The sequence below is a fragment of the Streptomyces sp. NK15101 genome, from assembly GCF_020400725.1.
Classification (GTDB): Bacteria; Actinomycetota; Actinomycetes; order Streptomycetales; family Streptomycetaceae; genus Streptomyces.
The window spans coordinates 160,060-181,928 of record NZ_JAINVG010000001.1 but is presented as its reverse complement, the minus strand read 5'-3'; the positions used below and the strand labels follow the sequence as shown (position 1 = coordinate 181,928).

Below are 21,869 nucleotides of genomic sequence, written 5' to 3'. Positions count from 1 at the left end.
GTGCGTGGCACAGTGGCCGTCATGATCGTGCCGGAGACGCAGATACGCACCGCCGTGCAGGACGACGACGCCGCGCTCGCGGAGCTCGACCGGGCCACCTGGTCGACGCTCCACGCGGTGATGCCCGCCCCGGAGCCGGGCGCGCCCTTCTTCGACGCGCGCCACCTGCCCGAGGACTACCTCGTGGCCGTGCGCGGGGGAGCGGTCGTCGGTTACGTCCGGGTGGTGCCGCCGACCCCGCTCGCCGCCACCGCCCACGTCCGCCAGATCCAGGGCCTCGCCGTGGCCGGGTCCGCCCGGGGCGGGGGCGTCGCGCGGGCGTTGCTGCGGGCCGCCATGGACCGGGCCCGGGAACAGGGCGCCGTACGGCTCACCCTGCGGGTCCTCGGCCACAACGCGCCGGCCCGCGCGCTCTACGCCTCCGAGGGCTTCGTGGTCGAGGGCGTGCTGCCGGGGGAGATGTTCCTCGACGGGGCGTACGTGGACGACGTGCTCATGGGCCGGTCGCTGGTCCGCTGAGAGCCCGTGACGGCCGCCCGCCCCGGGGGCCGGCGCGCCGCCGTCACGCGTCCCGCAACAGCCGCATCCCGCCCATCAGTTCGCGCAGGCAGCGGACCGCCAGCGCGGCCGGTGCTCCCTCTCCGCGCTCCGGGGCGTCCGTCTCCGCCCAGCTCTCCAGGGCGATCCGGATGGCGTCGGTGGCCGCCGCCGCTGCGAGGCGCACCTCCAGCGGGTCGGCGTCCGGTCCGGCGAGCCCGGCGACGACCTCGCGCAGCCGCTCCTCGGACTCCTGGTTGACCCGGTACCAGACGGCCCGCAGGGCGGGGTCCTCGGCGGCGGCCCGCAGCAGCCCGCGCGTCCAGCGCAGGCCCTCCGCGTCCGCCTCGGTCTGCGGGGTGAGCGAGGCGGCGATCGAGCGCTCCAGGGCCTCGGGCACGCCGGCGCCCGGTTCCGTCGCGGCGAGGAGTCGCCGCCAGCGGTCGGCGCCGCCCGCGAGGAGCGGGGCGACGGCGTCCTGCTTGGAGCGGAAGTAGCGGTAGAAGGTGCGCAGGGCGACGCCGGCCCGCTGGGCGATCTCCTCGGCCGTGGTGCCGTCGGGGCCGCGCTCGGTGAAGAGCTCGGCCGCGGCGCGGGCGATGTCGAGCTGGGTGGCGGCCTTGCGGCGCTCCGTCAGCGAGGGAGTGGGGGGCGTGGTGCCCTCGGGCTTGGTGCTCACCCGCGAAGCGTACGCCTGCGACTGCCGGAGATGCATGACGTGCAGGTGTGGCAAAACGTGCCACTCGGGCGTACGGTGGCGGCGTTCCCCGGAAGCTTGACATCGAGAGGTTGCCGCCATGAACCAGCTGACCCGTTACGAAGGACGCCGCGCCCTCATCACCGGCGGCGGCTCCGGCATCGGCCAGGCCACAGTCCTGCGCATGCTCGCCGAGGGCGGCCGGGTCGTCGCCGCCGACGTCAGCGAGGACGGCCTCAAGGACACCGTCGCCAAGGCGGGCGACGCCGCCGACCGCCTCACCACCGTCGTCGTGAACGTCGCCGACGAGGCCTCCGTACGGGCCGGCGTCGCCGCCGCCGTCGAGGCGCTCGGCGGCCTGGACGTCCTGGTCAACGCGGCCGGCATCCTGCGCTCCTCGCACACCCACGAGACGACCCTGGACTCCTTCGAGCAGGTGGTCCGGGTCAACCTCACCGGCACCTTCCTCGTGATCCGCGAGGCCATACCGGCGCTCCTGGAGGGCGACGGCTCCGCCGTCGTGAACTTCTCCTCCACCTCCGCGCAGTTCGCCCACCCCTACATGGCGGCCTACGCGGCCAGCAAGGGCGGCATCCAGTCCATGACCCACGCTCTCGCCGCCGAGTACGCCAAGCAGGGCATCCGCTTCACCGCCGTCCAGCCCGGCTCCATCTCCTCCGGCATGACCGACGGCTCCGGCGCCTCCAAGCAGTCCCAGGGCCCCGGCCTGCCCGAGGACACCGACTGGTCCCTCTTCGCCAAGCTCGCCCCCGCCCTCGGCCAGGGCTTCGCCGGCCCCGAGACCGTCGCCGGCGTCGTCGCGATGCTCGCCTCCGAGGACGGGAAGTTCATCACCGGCACCGAGGTCCGCATCGACGGCGGGACCCACTTCTGATGACCGCCGCCGAGGTCACGGCCGTCGTCACCGACGTCGCCGAACCCGCCTCGGTCGAGGCCCTCGCCGACGAGCACGGGCCCACGCCCGAGGAGCACGCCGAGAGGGTCTTCGAGATGATCGCGGAGGGCAGGTACCGGGCGATCCCGCAGCCCGAGCAGCTCTGCCCGGCGCTCAAGGCGCGCACCGACATGATCCTCGGCCAGGAGAACCCCCGGCCGCAGCCGGGCTGAACCACCCACCCGGGGCTGCGGATCCCGGAAGGATCCGCACCCCGGCGCGTCACGCCGTCCCGAAGCGCTCCCACAGCCGGGGGAAGCGGCTCGCGAGCACGCCCTCGTCCCCCAGGTCGACGGGGGTGCCCAGCGGCTCCCCGCCCGGCATCGGAATGCCCAGGTCGGGGGTCTCGCCGCCGGTCAGCTGCTCGTACGCCTCGTCGGCGGCGAAGCCGATCTCCTCGCCGTCCCCGTCGATCTCCACGTCGAAGTCGCCGAGCAGCTCCGCCAGCGCGTCCGGATCGTGCACGGCCCCCTCGTACACCTCACGGCCCTGGCCGATCAGCCAGCAGCGGAACGAGTCGAAGGTCTCCTCGCCCGCCCCGTCGAAGAGCACGGCCGCCGCACCCCACAGGTCCCAGAGGTACGCGCGGTTGAAGCGGGCCTCGAAATGGCGCGCGTAGTCGAGCACCGAGTCGGGGTCGAGCCGGGTCAGCCGCTCCACGAGCAGGTCGGCCTGCTCCTCGGGGTCGCCCTCGGCTTCCTCGCGGGTGGCGTCGATGAGCTCCCAGAACTCGGTCTCGTCCATCACGGCTCCAGCATCGTGGTTCGCGGAGTCCGACGCACCCGGAAAACCCGAAAGGAAACCCGACAGAAGATGTCGTGCTTTCCTGACAGGCTGGCGCCCATGACGACTGAGACCACACCCCTGCGCGGACGTGTCTGCCTGGTCGCCGGGGCCACCCGGGGCGCCGGACGGGCCATCGCCGTCCAACTCGGCACCGCCGGGGCCACCGTGTACGTCACGGGCCGCACCACCCGCGAGAAGCTCAGCGAGGTCGGCCGCGCCACGGAGACCATCGAGGAGACCGCCGAACTGGTGACGGCCGCCGGCGGCGAGGGCATCGCCGTTCCCACCGACCACCTGGACCCCGACAGGGTCCGCGCACTCGTCGACCGGATCGACCGCGAGCGGGGCCGGCTCGACGTCCTCGTCAACGACGTGTGGGGCGGCGAGCACCTCCTCGGCCCCTCCTTCGGCAAGAAGACCTGGGAGCTCGACCTCGCCGACGGCCTGAGGATGCTCGAACTCGGCGTGCGCACCCACGCCATCACCTCGCACCTCGCCGTCCCGCTGCTGATCCGCAACCCCGGCGGGCTCGTCGTCGAGGTCACCGACGGCACCGCCGCGTACAACGGCACCCGCTTCCGCGAGAACCTCTACTACGACCTCGCCAAGAACGCCCCGATCCGGATGGCCTTCGGCCTCGCCCGGGAACTGGAGGAGTACGGCGGCACCGCCGTCGTCGTCACCCCCGGCTGGCTCAGGTCGGAGCAGATGCTCGCCGGCTTCGGCGTCACCGAGGAGAACTGGCGCGACGCCACCGAGAAGATCCCCGACTTCGGCGTCTCCGAGTCACCGGTCTACGTCGGCCGGGCCGTCGCCGCCCTCGCCGCCGACCCCGACCGGCACCGCTGGACCGGACAGTCCCTCTCCAGCGCGCAGCTGGCCGGCGAGTACGGCTTCACCGACGCCGACGGCTCCCGCCCCGACGCCTGGGGCTTCATCGTCGCGAACGAGACGGGGAATCCGGACGTGGCCGACTACCGGTAGGGCTCCGCCGGCAGGGCCCTACCGGTAGAGCTCCGCCAGGCCCCGGGCCGCCTCCGCGAACCGCTCCCGGAGCGAGTCCGGGGCCAGCACCTCCGCCTCCGGGCCGAGCCCGAGCAGCTGACCGAGGGCGACCTCCTCGCTCTCCACCCGGAGGACGACCCGCACGAGGCCGCCCTCGGCGGTCCCCGCCGCCAGCGCCTCCTCGGCGGCAGCGCGGTCCGTGACGTGCGGCAGCCGGCGGGCGCCCGCCTCCGAGAGCCGCACGACCACCTCCGTACGGAGCAGGGAGCGGGTGAACTCCGCCGACCGCTCCTCCCAGAAGGCGGGCAGGTCGAAGTCGGGGTCCCGGTCGAACCGGGCCTCGCCCACGGCCACCGCCGTGAACCGGTCCACCCGGTACGTGCGGAACGAGGAGCCCGAGCGCGCGCACACGTACCAGACGCCCGCCTTCAGGACGAGGCCGTACGGCTGGAGCTCCCGCTCCACCTCGCCGCCGTCCCCGCGCCGGTACCGCGCCGACACCCACCGGTCGTCCCAGACCGCCTCCGCCAGCGGCGCCAGCAGCTCCGGCGTCTCCGGCTCCTGGTACCAGCCCGGCGCGTCCAGGTGGAAGCGCCGGGCCGCCGACTCGTGCGCGTCCCGCAGCGAGGGCAGCAGCGCCGCCGACACCTTCAGCCGGGCCGCCGAGGCGGCGTCCTCCAGGCCCATGTCCCGCAGCGCCCCCGGCAGTCCGGACAGGAACAGCGCCTCCGCCTCGTCGCGCCCGAGCCCGGTCAGCCGGGTCCGGTACCCGCCGACCAGCCGGTACCCACCGGTCCGGCCCCGGGCCGCGTACACCGGCACCCCCGCCTCCGAAAGGGCGAGCGCGTCCCGGGTGACGGTCCGCTCCGACACCTCCAGCTCGGCGGCGAGCTGGGCGGCGGTCATGGACGGCCGGTTCTGGAGGAGCAGGACCATTTTGATGAGGCGGGCGGCACGCATGACCACCAGAGTGCCGTACGCACGCCGAGGGGCCGCCTCCGCACGTGCGTGCGGAGGCGGCCCCTCGGACGGATCGGAGGCCCTTACAGGCCGTAGCGCTCGCGCGCCTCCTTCACGGCCGTCGCCTGGACCTCGCCGCGGCGGGCCAGCTGGGCCAGGGCCGCGACGACGATCGACTGGGCGTCGACGCCGAAGTGGCGGCGGGCCGCGTCGCGGGTGTCCGAGAGGCCGAAGCCGTCGGCGCCCAGCGAGGTGTAGTCCTGCTCGACCCACTGCGCGATCTGGTCCGGGACCTGGCGCATGTAGTCGGAGACCGCGAGGACCGGGGAGTCGATGCCCTCCAGCGCCCTGCGGACGTACGGCACCCGCTCCTCGCCGCGCAGGAGGGCCGCGTCGGCCTCCAGCGCGTCGCGGCGCAGCTCGGTCCAGGAGGTGGCGGACCACACGTCGGCGGCCACGCCCCACTCGGCGGCGAGCAGCTTCTGCGCCTCCAGGGCCCAGTGGATCGCCGTGCCGGAGGAGAGCAGCTGGACGCGCGCGGCGTTCGCGGGCAGCTCCAGACCGGCCGACTCCGCCGTGTTGAAGCGGTAGAGGCCCTTGATGATGCCCTCGTCGACGCCGGCCGGCTTGGCCGGCTGCGGCATCGGCTCGTTGTAGACGGTGAGGTAGTAGAAGACGTCCCGGTCCTCGCCCTCGGCGGCCTCGCCGTACATCCGGCGCAGACCCTCCTTGACGATGACCGCGACCTCGTAGGCGAACGCCGGGTCGTAGGTCAGCGCAGCCGGGTTGGTGGCCGCGATCACCGGCGAGTGGCCGTCGGCGTGCTGGAGGCCCTCACCGGTCAGGGTGGTGCGGCCGGCGGTCGCGCCGACGAGGAAGCCGCGGCCGAGCTGGTCGCCGAGCTGCCACATCTGGTCGGCGGTCCGCTGCCAGCCGAACATCGAGTAGAAGATGTAGAACGGGATCATCGCCTCGCCGTGCGTCGCGTACGCGGTGGACGCGGCGATGAAGTCGGCCATCGAGCCGGCCTCGGTGATGCCCTCGTTCAGGATCTGGCCGTTGACGGCCTCCTTGTAGTACATCAGCTGGTCGCGGTCGACCGGCTCGTACGTCTGGCCCTTCGGCGAGTAGATGCCGAGCGACGGGAACAGCGACTCCATGCCGAAGGTGCGGGCCTCGTCCGGGACGATCGGGACCCAGCGCCTGCCGGTCTCCTTGTCGCGGATCAGGTCCTTGATCAGTCGCACGAACGCCATCGTCGTGGCCATCGACTGCGAGCCGGAGCCCTTGTCGAACGCGGCGAAGGCCTTGTCGGCCGGGGCCGGCAGCGGGGCGAGCGCGTGGGTGCGGCGGGCCGGGGCCGGGCCGCCGAGGGCCGCGCGGCGCTCCTGGAGGTAGCGGACCTCGGGGGAGTCGGCGCCCGGGTGGCCGTAGGGGACCACGCCGTCGACGAACTGCGCGTCCGAGATGGGCAGCTCAAGAAGGTCACGCATGTTCTTGAACTCGTCCGTCGTCAGCTTCTTCATCTGGTGGTTCGCGTTCTTCGACGCGAAGCCCTCGCCCAGGGTGAAGCCCTTGACGGTCTGCGCCAGGATCACCGTCGGCGCGCCCTTGAACTCCAGGGCGGCCTTGTACGCGGCGTACACCTTGCGCGGCTCGTGACCACCGCGGGAGAGGTGGAAGCACTCGAGGATCTTGTCGTCGCTCAGCAGCTGCGCCATCGCGACGAGCGCCGGGTCCTTGCCGAAGAAGTCCTGGCGGATGTAGGCGGCGTCGCGGGTCTGGTACGTCTGGACCTGCGCGTCCGGCACCTCGCGGAGGCGGCGGACGAGGGCACCGGTGGTGTCGAGCGCGAACAGCTCGTCCCAGGCGTTGCCCCACAGCGACTTCACGACGTTCCAGCCGGCGCCGCGGAACTGGGCCTCCAGCTCCTGCACGATCTTGAAGTTGGCGCGGACCGGGCCGTCGAGGCGCTGCAGGTTGCAGTTGATGACGAAGGTCAGGTTGTCCAGACCCTCGCGGGCCGCCAGGGCGAGGGCCGCGGTCGACTCGGGCTCGTCCATCTCGCCGTCGCCCAGGAAGGCCCAGACGTGCGAGGCGGAGACGTCCTTGATGCCGCGGTTGGTCAGGTAGCGGTTGAAGCGCGCCTGGTAGATCGCGGAGAGCGGGCCCAGACCCATGGAGACGGTGGGGAACTCCCACAGCCAGGGGAGGCGGCGCGGGTGCGGGTAGGAGGGCAGGCCGTTGCCGCCGGACTCCTGCCGGAAGTTGTCGAGGTGGGCCTCGTTCAGGCGCCCGTCGAGGAAGGCGCGGGCGTAGATGCCGGGGGAGGCGTGGCCCTGGATGTAGAGCTGGTCGCCGGAACCGTCGGCTTCCTTGCCCTTGAAGAAGTGGTTGAAGCCGGTCTCGTAGAGCCAGGCAGCGGAGGCGAAGGTGGCGATGTGGCCGCCGACGCCGTGCTTGGAGCCGCGGGTGACCATCGCGGCCGCGTTCCAGCGGTTCCACGCGGTGATCTTCCGCTCCATCTCCTCGTCGCCGCCGAACTCGGTGATCGAGGGCTCGGCGGCCGTGGGGATGGTGTTGACGTAGTCCGTCTCCAGGAGCTTGGGGAGGGCCAGGCCCGCCCCCTCGGCGTGCTGGAGGGTGCGGCGCATCAGGTAGGCGGCCCGGTGGGGGCCGGCGGCCTTGGTGACGGCGTCCAGGGAGGCCGCCCACTCGGCGGTCTCCTCGGTGTCACGGTCCGGGAGCTGGTCGAGCTCGCTCGGAATCTTGCCTACGGGATCGGTCATGATCGCCGCCTTCCGGACGGATGGGGGTGGAGATAAGGGGGCCTTGTCTGGCAGGACAGGGCGAAGGGCCGGGTGACGGCCCGCCGAAGACTGTAAACCGGCGATCGATGATCGATCAAAGGGTTGAAGCGGAAAACCTCTTCAGATCGAGAAAGTCGGCACAGGGTGCCAGGGAAAGGGGCACCCGGTGCCTTGTTTTCTGCCTTGTTTTCGCAGGTGAACCCGGTTGTGTGAAGGTGTGCGCGCACGAATGAGCGGGCCCGCCGGAAGACGGACCCGCTCACCGTGCGTACGGGCGTGGCTCAGGCGCGCGGCGCGCAGCCCAGGACGTGCGCCTTCACCAGGGCGCCGATGTTCGGGTCGCCCCGCCGGAAGGCCTCCACCAGCTCCTGGTGCTCCTCCGCGTACGACTTCTGGACCGTGCCCAGCCAGCGGATCGACAGGGCCGTGAAGACCTCGATGCCGAGCGTCTCCCAGGTGTGCAGCAGGACGCCGTTCCCGGCCGCCTTCACCAGCTCCCGGTGGAAGGCCACCGTGTGCCGCACCTGCGCCGTCCCGTCCGAGGCCGCGTCCGCCTCGTACAGGGCGGCCACGTGCGGCTCCAGGGCCGAGCAGTCCGCCGCGAGCCGCCCGGCCGCCAGCTCGGCCGCGATCTGCTCCAGACCGGCGCGGACGGGGTAGCTCTCCTCCAGGTCGGCCGCGGTGAGGTTGCGGACCCGGACGCCCTTGTTGGGCGCCGATTCGATCAGCCGCAGCGACTCCAGCTCGCGCAGCGCCTCGCGGACGGGCGTCTGGGAGACCTCCAGCTCGGTCGCGATCCGACGCTCCACGATGCGCTCGCCCGGCTTCCAGCGGCCGCTGACGATCCCCTCCACGATGTGCTCGCGGATCTGCTCGCGCAACGAGTGGACGACGGGGACGGTCATGAAGCGGCTCCTCGGGGAGTGTTGACCCTTAGACAATACGGCGGCGCCCCCGTCCGGAAACACTTCCGGACGGGGGCGCCGCAGGTGAGGCTCGTTACGTTGCGCCTCGGACGACGGGTCAGAGACCGAGGTCGACCTCGAACTCGCCGGCCTCCAGGATCGCCTTGACGGCCGTCAGGTAACGGGCCGCGTCGGCGCCGTCCACCAGGCGGTGGTCGTAGGACAGCGTCAGGTAGGTCATGTCCCGGACGCCGATGACGGTGCCCTCGGCGGTCTCGATGACGGCCGGACGCTTGACCGTGGCACCGATGCCCAGGATGGCGACCTGGTTCGGCGGCACGATGATCGTGTCGAACAGGGCGCCGCGCGAACCGGTGTTGCTGATGGTGAAGGTCGCACCGGACAGCTCGTCCGGCGTGATCTTGCTCGCGCGGACCTTGCCGGCCAGCTCGGCCGTGGCCTTCGAGATGCCGGCGATGTTGAGGTCGCCCGCACCCTTGATGACCGGGGTCATCAGGCCCTTCTCGGAGTCCACGGCGATGCCGATGTTCTCCGAGTCGAAGTACGTGATCGTGCCCTCGTCCTCGTTGATCCGGGCGTTGATGACCGGGTGGGCCTTCAGCGCCTGGGCCGCCGCCTTCACGAAGAACGGCATCGGGGAGAGCTTGACGCCCTCACGGGCGGCGAACGCGTCCTTGGCGCGGGCGCGCAGCTTCATCAGCTTGGTGATGTCGACCTCGACGACCGAGGACAGCTGGGCCTGGCCGTGCAGCGCCTTCATCATGTTGTCGCCGATGACCTTGCGCATGCGGGTCATCTTGACGGTCTGACCGCGCAGCGGGGAGACCTCGAGGGCCGGGGCCTTCGCCGCGGCGGCCGGGGCGGCGGCGGGGGCCGGGGCGGCAGCGGCGGCCTTCTTGGCCTCGGCGGCCGCGAGGACGTCCTGCTTGCGGATGCGGCCGCCGACGCCGGAGCCCTTGACGGACGCCAGGTCGACACCGTTCTCGGTGGCGAGCTTGCGGACCAGCGGGGTCACGTACGCGCCGTCCTCGGCCGGAGCGGCCGGAGCGGCCGCGGGGGCCGCCGGGACCGGGGTGACCACGGCCGGGGCGATCGACGGAGCGGCAGCGGCCGGAGCCGGGGCCGCCGGCGCGGGGGCCGGGGCCGGGGCGGCCGGAGCCGGGGCAGCGGCGGCGGGCGCCGGGGCGGCGGGGGCCGGAGCGGCGGCGGGCGCCGGGGCGGCCGGGGCCGGGGCGGCACCCGCGGCACCGATGACGGCCAGCTTGGCGCCGACCTCGGCGGTCTCGTCCTCGCCGACGACGATCTCCAGGAGAACGCCGGAGGCGGGGGCGGGGATCTCGGTGTCGACCTTGTCCGTGGAGACCTCGAGCAGCGGCTCGTCGGCCTCGACGGTCTCGCCGACCGACTTCAGCCAGCGGGTGACGGTGCCCTCGGTGACGGACTCGCCCAGCGCGGGCAGCACGACGTCGGTGCCCTGGGCGGAACCGCCGCCGGCGGCAGCCTCGGCCGTCGGCGCCGGGGCCGGCTCCTGGACCTCGGTGGACGGGGCGGCCTGGGGGGCCTCGGGGGCCGGGGCGGCGGCCGGAGCCGGAGCGGCCTCGGCGGCCGGGGCCGGGGCGGCGGCCGGAGCACCGGAGCCGTCGTCGATGATGGCCAGCTCGGCGCCGACCTCGACCGTCTCGTCCTCGGCGACCTTGATGGAGGCCAGGATGCCCGAGGCGGGGGCGGGGATCTCGGTGTCGACCTTGTCGGTCGAGACCTCGAGCAGCGGCTCGTCGGCCTCGACACGCTCACCCTCGGCCTTGAGCCAGCGGGTGACGGTGCCCTCGGTGACGCTCTCGCCGAGCGCCGGCAGGGTTACGGAAACCGACATGGTTTCAGTTGCTCCTAACGAATTGCGGAAAGTGGTCGTCGCGCCCTGTGATGACGTGAGCGTCAGTCGTGGGAGTGCAGCGGCTTGCCGGCCAGGGCCAGGTGGGCCTCGCCGAGCGCCTCGTTCTGCGTCGGGTGGGCGTGGATGAGCTGCGCGACCTCGGCCGGCAGCGCCTCCCAGTTGTAGATCAGCTGCGCTTCGCCGACCTGCTCGCCCATGCGGTCACCGACCATGTGGACGCCGACCACGGCACCGTCCTTGACCTGGACGAGCTTGATCTCGCCCGCGGTCTTGAGGATCTTGCTCTTGCCGTTGCCCGCGAGGTTGTACTTCAGGGCGACGACCTTGTCCGCGCCGTAGATCTCCTTGGCCTTGGCCTCGGTGATGCCGACGGAGGCGACCTCGGGGTGGCAGTACGTCACCCGGGGCACGCCGTCGTAGTCGATCGGCACGGGCTTCAGACCCGCGAGCCGCTCCGCGACGAGGATGCCCTCGGCGAAGCCGACGTGCGCGAGCTGGAGGGTCGGGACGAGGTCGCCCACGGCCGAGATCGTCGGCACGTTGGTGCGCATGTACTCGTCCACCAGGACGTAGCCGCGGTCCATGGCGACGCCCTGCTCCTCGTAGCCGAGGCCGGCCGAGACCGGACCGCGGCCGATGGCGACCAGGAGCACCTCGGCCTCGAAGGTCTTGCCGTCGGCGAGGGTGACCTTGACGCCGTTGTCGGTGTACTCGGCGGACTGGAAGAAGGTGCCGAGGTTGAACTTGATGCCGCGCTTGCGGAACGCGCGCTCAAGAAGCTTCGAGCTGTTCTCGTCCTCGACCGGGACGAGGTGCTTCAGGCCCTCGATCACCGTGACGTCGGTGCCGAAGGACTTCCACGCCGAGGCGAACTCGACGCCGATGACGCCGCCGCCGAGGATGATCGCGGACTCCGGGACCCGGTCCAGCGTCAGCGCGTGGTCCGAGGAGATGATCCGGTTGCCGTCGATCTCCAGGCCGGGCAGGGACTTCGGCACGGAACCGGTGGCCAGGAGGACGTGACGACCCTCGACGCGGCGGCCGTCCACGTCGACGGAGGTCGGGGAGGACAGGTGACCCGTGCCCTCGATGTACGTCACCTTGCGGGAGGCGACGAGACCCTGCAGGCCCTTGTACAGGCCGGAGATCACGTCGTCCTTGTACTTGTGCACGGCCTTGATGTCGATGCCCTCGAAAGAGGCCTTGACACCGAACTGCTCCGCCTCGCGCGCCTGGTCGGCGACCTCGCCGGCGTGGAGCAGGGCCTTCGTCGGGATGCAGCCGTTGTGCAGGCAGGTGCCGCCGAGCTTGTTCTTCTCGATCAGTGCGACGTCCAGGCCCAGCTGCGCTCCGCGCAGCGCCGCGGCGTAACCGCCGCTACCGCCGCCGAGGATCACTAGGTCGAAAACGGTGCTGGCGTCGTTCGCCACGTCACGTCCTCCATGCATGTGCGCTCGTCGCCGGTCGTCGATGACCTGGCGGCGGCTGGTGTCCGGCCGCTTTATTTCGGCCCTGTGGTGGGGGCCCTGTCCTGCCGAGAACCCATCTTCGCACTTGTTGACGGACGACGGGACGCGGGGCCGGGCTCTGAGACGGCCGATCGTCCGTACGGCGGGGTCACGGGGGCGTACGAACCTACGGATTTCGTCGCGGGCGAACAGCGGCCGGTGAAAGGGGAAGGCCCCGGAGCCGGAGCTCTCGGGGCCTTCGTCACATCCGCGGTGCTCAGAGCTCGCCGGCCGCCGTGCGCTCGGCCAGCTTCACCAGGGTGCGGATCGAGGAGCCGGTGCCGCCCTTCGGGGTGTAGCCGTACGGGGCGCCCTCGTGGAAGGCCGGGCCCGCGATGTCCAGGTGGGCCCAGGTGATGCCCTCGCCCACGAACTCCTGCAGGAAGAGGCCGGCGACCAGGCCGCCGCCCATCCGGACACCCATGTTCGCCATGTCGGCGGTGGGGGAGTCCATGGTCTTGCGCAGTTCCGCGGGGAGCGGCATCGGCCAGGACTGCTCGCCGACCTCCTCGGCGATCTCGTGGATCGCGGTCCGGTAGTCGTCGTCGTTGGCCATGATGCCGAAGGTGCGGTCGCCGAGCGCCAGGACCATGGCGCCGGTCAGGGTCGCCACGTCGACGATGGCGTCCGGGTGCTCCTCGGAGGCCCTGGTGATCGCGTCGGCGAGGACGAGCCGGCCCTCGGCGTCGGTGTTCAGGACCTCGACGGTCTTGCCGCTGTACATGCGCAGCACGTCACCCGGGCGGGTGGCCGAGCCGGACGGCATGTTCTCCGCGAGGGCGAGCCAGCCGGTGACGTTGACCTCCAGGCCGAGGCGGGCCGCGGCGACGACGGCGGAGAACACGGCGGCGGCGCCGCTCATGTCGCACTTCATCGTCTCGTTGTGGCCGGCCGGCTTCAGGGAGATGCCGCCCGAGTCGTAGGTGATGCCCTTGCCGATGAGGGCGAGGGTCTTCTCCGCCTTCGGGTGGGTGTAGGCGATCCGGACCAGGCGCGGCGGGTTCACGGAGCCGGCGCCGACACCGAGGATGCCGCCGTAGCCGCCCTTGGCGAGCGCCTTCTCGTCGAGGACCTGGACCTTGAGGCCGTGCTCCTTGCCGGCGGCCTGGGCGACGGCGGCGAAGGCGGCCGGGGTCAGGTCGTTCGGCGGCTGGTTGATCAGGTCGCGGGCGCGGTTGATCTCCTCGGCGACGGCCTGGGCGCGCTCGGCGGCGGCCTTGTGGGCCTTGTCGCGCGGCTTGGCGCCGAGCAGGGCCACCTCGGCGAGGGGCTTCTTCGCGTCCTTGCCGTTCTCCTGGTACGCGGTGTAGGCGTACGCGCCGAGCAGGGCGCCCTCCGCGATGGCGGCGGCGTCGTCGGCGGCGGCGATCGGCAGCGCGAACGCGGCCTTCTTCGAGCCGGTCAGGGTGCGGGCGGCGGTGCCGGCGGCGCGGCGCAGGGTCTCCGCACCGAAGGACTCGCCGTCCTCGGGGGCCTCGCCGAGGCCGACGGCCAGGACGACGGGAGCCTTGAGACCGGCGGGGGCGGGCAGCTTCGTCGCCTCACCTTCGGCACCCGAGGCGCCCAGGGTCTCCAGGACGGCGGCGAGCCGGCCGTCGAAGGCCTTGTCGACGGCCTCGGCGCCCGGGGCGACGACCAGGGTCTTCCCGGACTTCGCGACGCCGACGACCAGGGCGTCGGCGCGCAGCGTCGCCGCGCCGGCAGTGCTGAGAGTGAGAGCAGTCACGGTGGTGAAATCTCGCTTCCATTGAGTTCTGTGGCGGTCGAGGGATGGGCCGACCGTGCCCGCCGCATCGTATTTCGGCCCGGAGAGCGCCGAGAACGAGCCTACGCTCGCTCACAAGGTTCGATCACGGCGGCGTTGATTCACTCATCCGTGGTGTCTCTTTCATGTTTACCCTTTCGGCCTCTGTCGCCCGGTCACACTCGCCTCATTCATGCAAGGACGACACACCGTCCTTCGCCTCATCTGCGACATCTCCACGGGTCCTGCCGGTTCGGGCGGGGCCCGTCGAGGGGGGACACCCGCCATGGACTCCGACCGAATCCGTACGCCCAGAACCGCGTCCCGCACCGCCCGCACCACGTCCCGTACGGGCGGGACCGCGCCCCGCACGGGCAGGATCGCGGCCCTCGCCGCCGCCGCGCTCCTCGCCACCGTCGTCCCGTCCGCGCAGGCGGTCGCCGAGACGACGGCGCCCCGCGTGGACCTCACCGTCCTCGTCGTCGACGACGGCGGCAGCGCGGTCGGGGCGATCGCCGCCGAGCTGAAGGGCGCCGGCGTCCCGTACCGCAGGATCGACCTCGGGGACCCGAACCGGCCCGTCCTGGACGCGGCCTTCCTCAGCGACACCGTCGACGGGCGGCCCCGCGCCAAGTACCAGGGCGTCGTCCTGCCCCACGAGAGCGCCTTCGGCCCCGACTCCGCCGAGCAGACCGCCCTCCAGGCGTACGAGCGGACCTTCGGCATCCCGCAGGTCGACGCCTACACCTGGTCGCACCCCGGCGTCGGCCTCGACTACACCGACCAGGGCGGCTGGTCCGGCGTCCTCGACGGGACCACCGCCGGCGTCACCGCCGCGGGACAGGCGGGCCCCTTCCGGTACCTCGCCGGGACGCTCGCCTTCGAGGACAACGACCCCGCGATCGCCGAGAGTTACGGCTACGCGGGCCGCCCCCGGGCCGGCTACACCAGCTACCTCGACATCCCCGTCGACGGCGGCGGCCGGGCCAGCCTCGTCGGCGAGTACGCCGCCGACGGGCGCCGCGAACTCGTCGTCACCTTCGCCTACAACCGGTACCAGCGGCAGTTCCGCGCCCTCGCCCGCGGCATCGTCGACTGGCTCACCCAGGGCGTCCACCTCGGGCAGAGCCGCAACTACCTCTCCGTCCACGTCGACGACGTCTTCGCCCCCGACGCCCGCTGGGACGTCGCGCTGAACTGCACCCCCGGCGACTTCGACTGCGTCGGCGACGACGGAGAGGGCGCCGATCCCATCCGCATGACGGCCGCCGACGCCCAGTACGCCGCCGCCTGGCAGAAGTCCTCCGGCTTCAAGCTCGACATGGTCTACAACGGCGGCCAGGGCGAACAGTGGAAGACCGAGCACGGCGGCACCGACCCGCTCACCGACCGGCTCGTCGCCGACCGCGCCCAGTACCGGTGGATCAACCACACCTACACCCACCCCTTCCTCGGCTGCGTCCAGGACAACACCGTCGTCCCCTGGCGGTGCGCCACGGACACCGCGGGCAACACCCTCTGGGTCAGCCGCTCCGAACTCTCCGGCCAGATCCGCGACAACCACAACTGGGCCGTCGGCAAGGGCATCTCCGTCGACCGCTCCGAACTCGTCACCGGCGAGCACTCCGGCCTCAGGACCCTGCCCCAGCAGCCCGTCGACAATCCCAACCTCGCCGGCGCCCTCGCCGACAACGGCGTGAAGTGGACCGCGAGCGACAACTCCCGCGAACCCGAGCAGCGCGCCGTGGGCACCGGCGCCGCGAGGACCGTGCCCCGCCACCCGATGAACGTGTACTACAACGTGGGCACCGCCGCCGAGATGACCGACGAGTACAACTGGATCTACACCTCCCGCGCCGACGGCGGCAGCGGCATCTGCGAGTCCGACCCGGCCTCCACCTGCCTGCCCGCACCGCTCCCCACGACCACCGGCTACGCCGACCACATCGTGCCGCAGGAAGCCCGCACCGCCCTCTCCCACGTCCTCGGCAACGACCCCCGGCCGCACTACGTGCACCAGTCCAACCTCGCCGAGGAGCGCCTCCTCTACCCCGTCCTCGACCGCGTGCTCGCCGACTACCGGGCCCTGTTCGCGGCGAACACGCCCCTGGTGAACCCGGCCCAGAAGGAGGCCGGCACCGAACTGAACCGCCGCGCCGCCTGGGACCAGGCCGTCGCCACCGGAAAGGTCACCGCCTACCGCATCGGCACCACGGTCACCGTCAAGGCACCAGCCGGCGTCAACGTGCCCGTCACCGCCCCCGAGGGCACCCGCAAGCGGCTCCTCCTCGGCAGCACCGCCTTCGGGACGGCCTACGCGGGCACCCGCTCCGCCTGGACCACGCCCGAACCGCTCCAGACCGCCGTCACACTCACGCTCCCGACCGCCTGACCAGCACGTCCTGGGGGGACCCGCTCATGCCGAGCAGTGGCCGTCACGTCACCATGCTCACCGAAGGCACCTACCCGCACGTCCACGGCGGCGTCAGCACCTGGTGCGACCAGCTCGTCCGCGGCATGCCGGAGGTCGACTTCGAGATCCTCGCCCTCACCGGCAGCGGCCGCGAACCCGTCACGTGGGAGCTGCCGCCCAACGTCACCCGGCACACCGCCTACCCCCTCTGGGGCCTTCCGCAGGGTCCGGCCGCGCCAGGGCGCGCGCGCCGGGGCCTGCGGGGGCGCGAACGCCGTCGCTTCCTCGACGCGTACGAAGGACTCCTGCTCGCCCTCCTCGACCCCGCGGCGGGCCGCGACTTCGGCGCGAGCCTGTACGAACTGGCCGCCCTCGCCCGGCAGGGACGGCTGACCGCCGCCCTCCGCTCAGAGCCGGCCCTGCGCTCCCTCATGTGGATCTGGACCATGCCGCACCTGCCGACGCTCGCGGCCCGGCCCACCGTCCACGACGCGCTCACCGCCACCGACCTGCTCGAACACGCCCTCCGTCCGCTCGCCGCCCGGATAGCCACCGGCGGCGTGGCGCACGCCGTCTCCAGCGGCCTCGCCACGCTGCCCGCACTCGCCGCGCAGCACTTCGAAGGGGTGCCCTTCCTGCTCACCGAACACGGCATCTACCTCCGCGAGCGCTACCTCGGCTACCGCACCGAAGCACAGCGCTGGCCCGTCAAGGCGCTCATGCTCGGCTTCTACCGCGAGCTCAACACCCTCGGCTACCGCAAGGCCGACCTCATCACCCCCTGCAACCAGTACAACCGGCGCTGGGAGGAGCGCGGCGGAGCTCCCGCCGACCGCATCCGCACCGTCTACAACGGCGTCGACCCGGCCCTCTTCCCCGAGGCCGGACCCGAACCCGAGACCCCCACCCTCAGCTGGTGCGGCCGGGTCGACCCCATCAAGGACCTGGAGACCCTGATCAGGGCGTACGCGATCTCGCGCGCCGAACTCCCCGAGCTGAGGCTCCGCCTCTTCGGCCCGGTCCCGGCGGGGAACGAGGACTACCTGACCCGCCTGGAGAAACTCGCCGCCGAACTCGGCGTCGCCGACGGCGTCTCCTTCGAGGGCCGCGTCTCCGACGTGCCCTCCGCCTACGCGGCCGGCAGCGTGGTCATGCTCTCCTCCATCAGCGAGGGCTTCCCCTTCTCCCTCATCGAGGCCATGTCCTGCGGCCGCGCCACCGTCTCCACGGACGTCGGAGGCGTACGGGAAGCGGTCGGCGACACCGGGATCGTCGTCCCGCCCCGCGAACCGGCCGTCATGGCCGCCGCCGTCTCCGCCCTCCTCCGGGACGGCGCCCGCCGCGCCGAGCTGGGCCGCCGGGCCCGACAGCGCGTGATCGACCAGTTCACCCTGCACCGCTCGGTGGACGGCTTCCGGCAGATCTACCGCGAACTCGCGGGCGGCCGCCCGCCGCGCCCCGCCCCGCTGCCCCGGGAACCCCTCCGCCTGAGCATCCCCGCCCCGCGCCGCACCTCCCCGGCCCTCGTCACGGGAGGCACCCCGGCATGAGCGGCTCCCTCTGGCTGAAGCCCCCGACGACGGGGGCGACCCCGCTTCCCGGCATCCCCCGGCCCCGGGTGGCCCGCCCCGACCAAGCCCCGGGCGCGGGGGCGGGGGCTCCGCCCCGGGCACTCGGGACGGCAGCCGCCGGGCGGGCCGGGCATCCGACCCCGCCCGGCACCGCCCGGCCCGGGACGCCCACCGGACGAGCGGCCCCACTCCCACCGGACACCGCCGGCCCGCCGCCCCCGACCGCCCCACCGGTTCCTGCCGGTCCCGTGGCTGCCGACCCGCCGGTTATTGCTGGTCCTGCGACTGCCGGCTCGCCGGTTCCTTCCGGTCCTGCGACCGCCGGTCCGCCGGTTGTTGTCGGTCCCGCGGCCGCCGGGCCCTCGGCTGCAGCCGGCCCCGCCGGGGCCCCGGTCCGTCCGGCCCGGCCCGCGCCCGTCGCCGGGCAGCCGGCCCGGATCGGCCCGCCCCCCGCCGGGGGCGAGCTCGCCGCGGAGGGCGCCCCGCCCTCCGCTGTCCCGCCTCCCGCCGGAGACGGTCTCGCCGCTGATCCGCTCGACGAACTCGCCGAGCGGCTCGACGGGTTCGTCGCCGCCGCCGTGCACCCGGACGAGATCGCCGCGATCCTGGAGTCCGACGGCATGACCGACGAGCACATCCGGCTCACCTACGGCCGCGCCGACTCCTTCTCCCTCGCCGAGGACCTCTACGCGCGCGTGGAGCGGCGCCACCCCGAACCGTCGGCGCCGTCCGCCGGCGCCTGGCACAGCGAGCTCTGGGGCTGTCTGCTGCGCGGGCTCGTCTTCGCGCTCCCCGGCCTCGCGTACGTCCTCGCCGCCCCGCTGCTCGCCGCGGAACACGGCAGGTTCGGGCTCCCCGCCGGGACCGTCCCGCTGCTCGCCGGGGCCGTCACCGGCTGGGTCTGGAACCAGGCCCTCTCCCACCGCGCGTACACCTGGCTCGGCCTCGGCGACCGGCCCGCCGCCGCCCGCGCGCTGCTCACCGGCGCCCCGGCCGGCGCCCTCGCGGGGACGGCCGTCGCCCTCGTGACCGCCGGGCCCGGCGAGATCCCGGCCGCCGTCTTCGCCGCCGGCCAGTCGCTCTACCTCGCCGCCGCGACCGCACTCCTCGTCCTCGGCCGTGAACGGGCCCTGCTCTGCGCCCTGCTGCCGCTCGCCGGAGCCGTCCCCGCCTTCCGCTGGGACCTGCCCGACGCGCTGCGCGCCGGACTGCTCCTCGCCTCCCTCACCGCGTCCGTCGCCTTCGCCGTGCTCGTCCTGCGCCCCGGCGCCCGCCGGGGCGCGGGGGGCCGCGGCGGCCCCCCGCGGACCGCCTCCCTGCCGTACGGCCTCTTCGGCCTCGGCAGCGGCCTGCTCGTCCTCCACGCGGGCGTGGCCGACACGCTGGTGAGCGGGGCGGGGGCGGTCATCGCGCTCACCCTCTCCATGGGCCCCGCCGAGTGGCTCCTGCACCGCTTCCGGGGCGAGAGCCTGACCCGGCTGCGGACCCTCACCACCGCCCGCGAGTTCCGCCGGGCGGTCACCGGCACCCTCGTGCTCTGCCTCGGCGGCTACCTCACCGTGCTCCTCGCCCTCACCCTCGCCGCGACCCTGGCCTGGCCCGGCGCGCCGTGGCCGACGCTCCCGCGCCTGGCCACCCTGCTCCTGATCGGGGCCGTGCTCTGGCTCGGGCTGTTGCTCCAGGCCTTCGGGGCGGTGCTCAGCGCCGCCACCGTCTGCCTGCTGGCGGCGGCCGCACAGACGGTGCAGCCGGCGGCGGGCCCGGTGGCCGCCGGGGGAGCGGCGGCGGTGCTCGCCGCCCTGACCTGTGCTCTGCTGGTACGACCGACCGCCCACCGCGCTTAGGGACGCCATGACGAACCCCTCCCTCCTGGTGCCGTACTACGAGCACCCGTCCGAACGCCCCGAGGCCTGGTCGGCGCTCGTCGGCGCGGCCCCGTCCCTGTACGGCGTCGTCCTCAATCCGGCGAGCGGCGCCGGCGCGGCCCCCGACCCGGCGTTCGCCGAGGCCGCCGGGCGGCTGCGGGCGGCCGGGGTGCGGGTCCTCGGCTACGTGGACACCGCCTACGGACGCCGCCCGCACGCCGAGGTCATCGCCGAACTGGTCCGCCACCGCGACTGGTACGGCGCCGACGGCGCCTTCCTGGACCAGGCGGCGACCGCGCCCGCCGCCCTCGCCCACTACCGCCGCATCGCGGTCGCGGCCCGGGCCGCCGGGGCCGCGACCCTGGTCTTCAACCACGGCGCCCACCCGGACCCCGGCTACGAGGCGCAGGCCGACCTCCTCGTCACCTTCGAGGGCCCCTGGGACACGTACCGGACGCTCGATCTGCCGGTCGCCGCCCACTACTGCCACCTCGTCTACGCGGCCCCGGCGGACTTCCGCCCGGCCACCCCGGTGCACTGCGCCGTCCCCGGCGCGGGCGCGCACCCCTGGGGCACCCTCCCGCACCTCCTGGAGCCCGCCCGATGAGGGCCGCCCGCGTGACGGCCCTGCTCGTGGGGATCCTGCTCCTCGCCACGGCCTGCACGGCGGCCCCCGGCCCCGGCCCGGACCCCAAGACGACCGACGACCGCTGGCGGCCGGCCCCCGGCCTCGCCTGGCAGTGGCAGCTCAGCGGCACGCTCGACCCGGCCGTCGACGTCCCGGTGTACGACATCGACGGCTTCGACCACCCGGCGTCGACCGTCGCCGACCTCCACCGCCGGGGCCGCAAGGTCATCTGCTACCTGTCCACCGGCGCCTGGGAGGACTTCCGCCCCGACGCCGGCGACTTCCCGAAGCCGCTCCTCGGCAAGGGCAACGGCTGGGAGGGCGAGCGCTGGCTCGACATCCGCCGCACCGACCTCCTCGCGCCCCTCATGGCGAAGCGCCTCGACATGTGCCGGGACAAGGGCTTCGACGCCGTCGAACCCGACAACATGGACGGCTACGAGAACCGCACCGGCTTCCCCCTGACCGCCGCCGACCAGCTCCGCTACAACCGCCTCATCGCCGCGATGGCCCACGAGCGGGGCCTCGCGGTCGGCCTCAAGAACGATCTGGACCAGATCCCGGAACTTCTCCCGGACTTCGACTTCGCGGTCAACGAGCAGTGCGCCGAGTACGACGAGTGCGGCCGTCTCGTCCCGTTCGTCACGGCGGGCAAGGCCGTCTTCCACGTCGAGTACGAGCTGACGGCGGACCAGTTCTGCCCCGAGACCCGGAAGCTGGGCCTCAGCTCCATGCGGAAACGGTACGAACTGGACGCCTGGCGCCGGCCCTGCTAGGGGCCCGATCCGAAAGGTCCTAGCCCGCCGAGCCCAGCGTCAGCGCCACCAGGGTCGCCGTCGCCGCCGTCTCCTCGACCGCGCCGAACACGTCGCCCGTCACCCCGCCGAAGCGCCGCACGCACCGGCGGAGCAGCAGTGCCGCGGCGCCGAGGCCCGCGCCGGCCGCCAGGACGTCGCGGACGGCGTCGTACGGGGAGAGCAGGAGGCCCGCCGCGGCGCCGAGGACCAGGAGCAGGGCGGTCGTGAGGGTCGCGGAGCGGGTCGGGACCGTCGCGGCGACGATCGCGCCGAGGCCCTCGGGGCGGGCCGCCGGGACGCCGTGGCGGGACGCGTGGGTGAGGGCGAGGCGGGCCACGGTGGCGGCGAGGACCGCGGCGACGGTGCCGCGCGCCCAGCCCTCTCCGTACAGCTCGTACAGCGCGGCGACCTGGGCGAGCAGGACGAGGACCAGGGCGATGACGCCGAACGGGCCGATGTCCGACTGCTTCATGATGCGCAGCGCGTCCTCGGCGGGCTTGGCGCTGCCGAGGCCGTCGGCGGTGTCCGCGAGGCCGTCGAGGTGGAGGCCCCGGGTGAGCAGGGCGGGGACGGCGGTGGTGACGACGGCCGCGAGCAGCGGACCCGAGCCGAGCAGCAGGAACGCGCCGCCGGCGGCCGCGGAGCAGAGCCCGACGGCGAGACCCGCGAGCGGGGCGCAGAGCATGCCGGCCCGCGCCGCGTCCCGGTCCCAGCGGGTGATGCGGGCGGGGAACACGGTGAGGGTGCCGAAGGCGAAACGCAGGCCGTCCATC

Annotated in this window: 18 protein-coding genes; 9 read left to right on the top strand and 9 right to left on the bottom strand. The window is 73.4% G+C overall.

The features are described 5' to 3' along the window. Nucleotides 1-21 precede the first annotated feature (21 nt). The gene (locus K7G60_RS00845) at nucleotides 22-519 is read left to right on the top strand and encodes a GNAT family N-acetyltransferase (RefSeq protein WP_225798789.1); all 498 of its coding nucleotides are present in this window, start codon (nucleotides 22-24) and stop codon (nucleotides 517-519) included. A 43-nt stretch (nucleotides 520-562) separates the two neighbouring features. Here the strand turns inward: K7G60_RS00845 and K7G60_RS00840 are convergent, their stop codons facing one another. Beyond that, complete coding sequence (locus K7G60_RS00840; RefSeq protein WP_225798788.1) at nucleotides 563-1,216, bottom strand: TetR/AcrR family transcriptional regulator; 654 nt, start codon at nucleotides 1,214-1,216, stop codon at nucleotides 563-565. Nucleotides 1,217-1,334: 118 nt separating this feature from the next. Between K7G60_RS00840 and K7G60_RS00835 the strand changes: the two genes are divergently transcribed. After that, on the top strand, nucleotides 1,335-2,129 hold the full coding sequence (locus tag K7G60_RS00835) for an SDR family NAD(P)-dependent oxidoreductase (protein ID WP_225798787.1): 795 nt from the start codon (nucleotides 1,335-1,337) through the stop codon (nucleotides 2,127-2,129). Continuing rightward, complete coding sequence (locus K7G60_RS00830; protein ID WP_225798786.1) at nucleotides 2,129-2,362, top strand: hypothetical protein; 234 nt, start codon at nucleotides 2,129-2,131, stop codon at nucleotides 2,360-2,362. Before K7G60_RS00835 ends, K7G60_RS00830 begins: the two co-directional genes overlap by 1 nt. A 49-nt stretch (nucleotides 2,363-2,411) precedes the next feature. Here the strand turns inward: K7G60_RS00830 and K7G60_RS00825 are convergent, their stop codons facing one another. Beyond that, on the bottom strand, nucleotides 2,412-2,933 hold the full coding sequence (locus K7G60_RS00825; protein WP_225798785.1) for a DUF4240 domain-containing protein: 522 nt from the start codon (nucleotides 2,931-2,933) through the stop codon (nucleotides 2,412-2,414). A 99-nt stretch (nucleotides 2,934-3,032) separates the two neighbouring features. Between K7G60_RS00825 and K7G60_RS00820 the strand changes: the two genes are divergently transcribed. Further along, nucleotides 3,033-3,959 (top strand): SDR family oxidoreductase, encoded by a 927-nt coding sequence (locus K7G60_RS00820; protein ID WP_225798784.1) that lies wholly within the window; start codon nucleotides 3,033-3,035, stop codon nucleotides 3,957-3,959. Between the two features lie 18 nt (nucleotides 3,960-3,977). On the opposite strand, the gene K7G60_RS00815 is transcribed toward K7G60_RS00820, so the two are convergent. The 6 genes from K7G60_RS00815 to K7G60_RS00790 all read right to left on the bottom strand — a co-directional run bounded on the left by K7G60_RS00815 (nucleotide 3,978) and on the right by K7G60_RS00790 (nucleotide 13,804). Further along, nucleotides 3,978-4,940 (bottom strand): YafY family protein, encoded by a 963-nt coding sequence (locus tag K7G60_RS00815; RefSeq protein ID WP_225798783.1) that lies wholly within the window; start codon nucleotides 4,938-4,940, stop codon nucleotides 3,978-3,980. A gap of 83 nt (nucleotides 4,941-5,023) precedes the next feature. Then, nucleotides 5,024-7,729, bottom strand: coding sequence for a pyruvate dehydrogenase (acetyl-transferring), homodimeric type (aceE, locus tag K7G60_RS00810; RefSeq protein WP_225798782.1), 2,706 nt, complete (start codon nucleotides 7,727-7,729; stop codon nucleotides 5,024-5,026). Between the two features lie 302 nt (nucleotides 7,730-8,031). Then, nucleotides 8,032-8,655, bottom strand: coding sequence for a GntR family transcriptional regulator (locus K7G60_RS00805; protein ID WP_190102521.1), 624 nt, complete (start codon nucleotides 8,653-8,655; stop codon nucleotides 8,032-8,034). Between the two features lie 118 nt (nucleotides 8,656-8,773). Next, a complete protein-coding gene (gene sucB, locus K7G60_RS00800) occupies nucleotides 8,774-10,549 on the bottom strand; it encodes a 2-oxoglutarate dehydrogenase, E2 component, dihydrolipoamide succinyltransferase (protein ID WP_225798781.1) in 1,776 nt (591 codons plus the stop codon). Nucleotides 10,550-10,611: 62 nt separating this feature from the next. Next, a complete protein-coding gene (gene lpdA / locus K7G60_RS00795; protein ID WP_030691860.1) occupies nucleotides 10,612-12,000 on the bottom strand; it encodes a dihydrolipoyl dehydrogenase in 1,389 nt (462 codons plus the stop codon). 295 nt (nucleotides 12,001-12,295) lie between these two features. Further along, nucleotides 12,296-13,804 carry a leucyl aminopeptidase gene (locus tag K7G60_RS00790; protein ID WP_225798780.1) on the bottom strand — a complete coding sequence of 503 codons (1,509 nt, stop codon included), beginning with the start codon at nucleotides 13,802-13,804 and terminating at the stop codon, nucleotides 12,296-12,298. A 304-nt stretch (nucleotides 13,805-14,108) separates the two neighbouring features. Between K7G60_RS00790 and K7G60_RS00785 the strand changes: the two genes are divergently transcribed. The 5 genes from K7G60_RS00785 (at nucleotide 14,109) to K7G60_RS00765 (ending at nucleotide 21,075) form a co-directional block, all read left to right on the top strand. Next, on the top strand, nucleotides 14,109-16,214 hold the full coding sequence (locus tag K7G60_RS00785) for a hypothetical protein (protein WP_225798779.1): 2,106 nt from the start codon (nucleotides 14,109-14,111) through the stop codon (nucleotides 16,212-16,214). 26 nt (nucleotides 16,215-16,240) lie between these two features. Further along, entirely contained in the window at nucleotides 16,241-17,785 is a 1,545-nt protein-coding gene (pelF, locus tag K7G60_RS00780; protein ID WP_225798778.1) for a GT4 family glycosyltransferase PelF, read from the top strand. Between the two features lie 599 nt (nucleotides 17,786-18,384). Continuing rightward, a complete protein-coding gene (locus K7G60_RS00775) occupies nucleotides 18,385-19,650 on the top strand; it encodes a hypothetical protein (protein WP_225798777.1) in 1,266 nt (421 codons plus the stop codon). A 7-nt stretch (nucleotides 19,651-19,657) separates the two neighbouring features. After that, nucleotides 19,658-20,278: a spherulation-specific family 4 protein gene (locus tag K7G60_RS00770; RefSeq protein ID WP_225798776.1), complete on the top strand. Its 621-nt coding sequence runs from the start codon at nucleotides 19,658-19,660 to the stop codon at nucleotides 20,276-20,278. Continuing rightward, nucleotides 20,275-21,075: an endo alpha-1,4 polygalactosaminidase gene (locus tag K7G60_RS00765; RefSeq protein WP_225798775.1), complete on the top strand. Its 801-nt coding sequence runs from the start codon at nucleotides 20,275-20,277 to the stop codon at nucleotides 21,073-21,075. The genes K7G60_RS00770 and K7G60_RS00765 overlap by 4 nt, the downstream gene beginning before the upstream one ends. A 19-nt stretch (nucleotides 21,076-21,094) precedes the next feature. Here the strand turns inward: K7G60_RS00765 and cobS are convergent, their stop codons facing one another. Continuing rightward, nucleotides 21,095-21,868, bottom strand: coding sequence for an adenosylcobinamide-GDP ribazoletransferase (cobS, locus tag K7G60_RS00760; RefSeq protein ID WP_225798774.1), 774 nt, complete (start codon nucleotides 21,866-21,868; stop codon nucleotides 21,095-21,097). Nucleotide 21,869: the final 1 nt, after the last annotated feature.

What these genes read in the sequence shown, in the direction of transcription:
- K7G60_RS00845 (WP_225798789.1), top strand. Translation starts at nt 22, where the DNA reads ATGATCGTGCCGGAGACGCAGATACGCACCGCCGTGCAGGACGACGAC.
- K7G60_RS00835 (WP_225798787.1), top strand. Translation starts at nt 1,335, where the DNA reads ATGAACCAGCTGACCCGTTACGAAGGACGCCGCGCCCTCATCACCGGC.
- K7G60_RS00830 (WP_225798786.1), top strand. Translation starts at nt 2,129, where the DNA reads ATGACCGCCGCCGAGGTCACGGCCGTCGTCACCGACGTCGCCGAACCC.
- K7G60_RS00825 (WP_225798785.1), bottom strand. Translation starts at nt 2,933, where the DNA reads ATGGACGAGACCGAGTTCTGGGAGCTCATCGACGCCACCCGCGAGGAA.
- K7G60_RS00820 (WP_225798784.1), top strand. Translation starts at nt 3,033, where the DNA reads ATGACGACTGAGACCACACCCCTGCGCGGACGTGTCTGCCTGGTCGCC.
- K7G60_RS00815 (WP_225798783.1), bottom strand. Translation starts at nt 4,940, where the DNA reads ATGCGTGCCGCCCGCCTCATCAAAATGGTCCTGCTCCTCCAGAACCGG.
- aceE (WP_225798782.1), bottom strand. Translation starts at nt 7,729, where the DNA reads ATGACCGATCCCGTAGGCAAGATTCCGAGCGAGCTCGACCAGCTCCCG.
- K7G60_RS00805 (WP_190102521.1), bottom strand. Translation starts at nt 8,655, where the DNA reads ATGACCGTCCCCGTCGTCCACTCGTTGCGCGAGCAGATCCGCGAGCAC.
- sucB (WP_225798781.1), bottom strand. Translation starts at nt 10,549, where the DNA reads ATGTCGGTTTCCGTAACCCTGCCGGCGCTCGGCGAGAGCGTCACCGAG.
- K7G60_RS00785 (WP_225798779.1), top strand. Translation starts at nt 14,109, where the DNA reads ATGGACTCCGACCGAATCCGTACGCCCAGAACCGCGTCCCGCACCGCC.
- pelF (WP_225798778.1), top strand. Translation starts at nt 16,241, where the DNA reads ATGCCGAGCAGTGGCCGTCACGTCACCATGCTCACCGAAGGCACCTAC.
- K7G60_RS00770 (WP_225798776.1), top strand. Translation starts at nt 19,658, where the DNA reads ATGACGAACCCCTCCCTCCTGGTGCCGTACTACGAGCACCCGTCCGAA.
- K7G60_RS00765 (WP_225798775.1), top strand. Translation starts at nt 20,275, where the DNA reads ATGAGGGCCGCCCGCGTGACGGCCCTGCTCGTGGGGATCCTGCTCCTC.
- cobS (WP_225798774.1), bottom strand. Translation starts at nt 21,868, where the DNA reads ATGGACGGCCTGCGTTTCGCCTTCGGCACCCTCACCGTGTTCCCCGCC.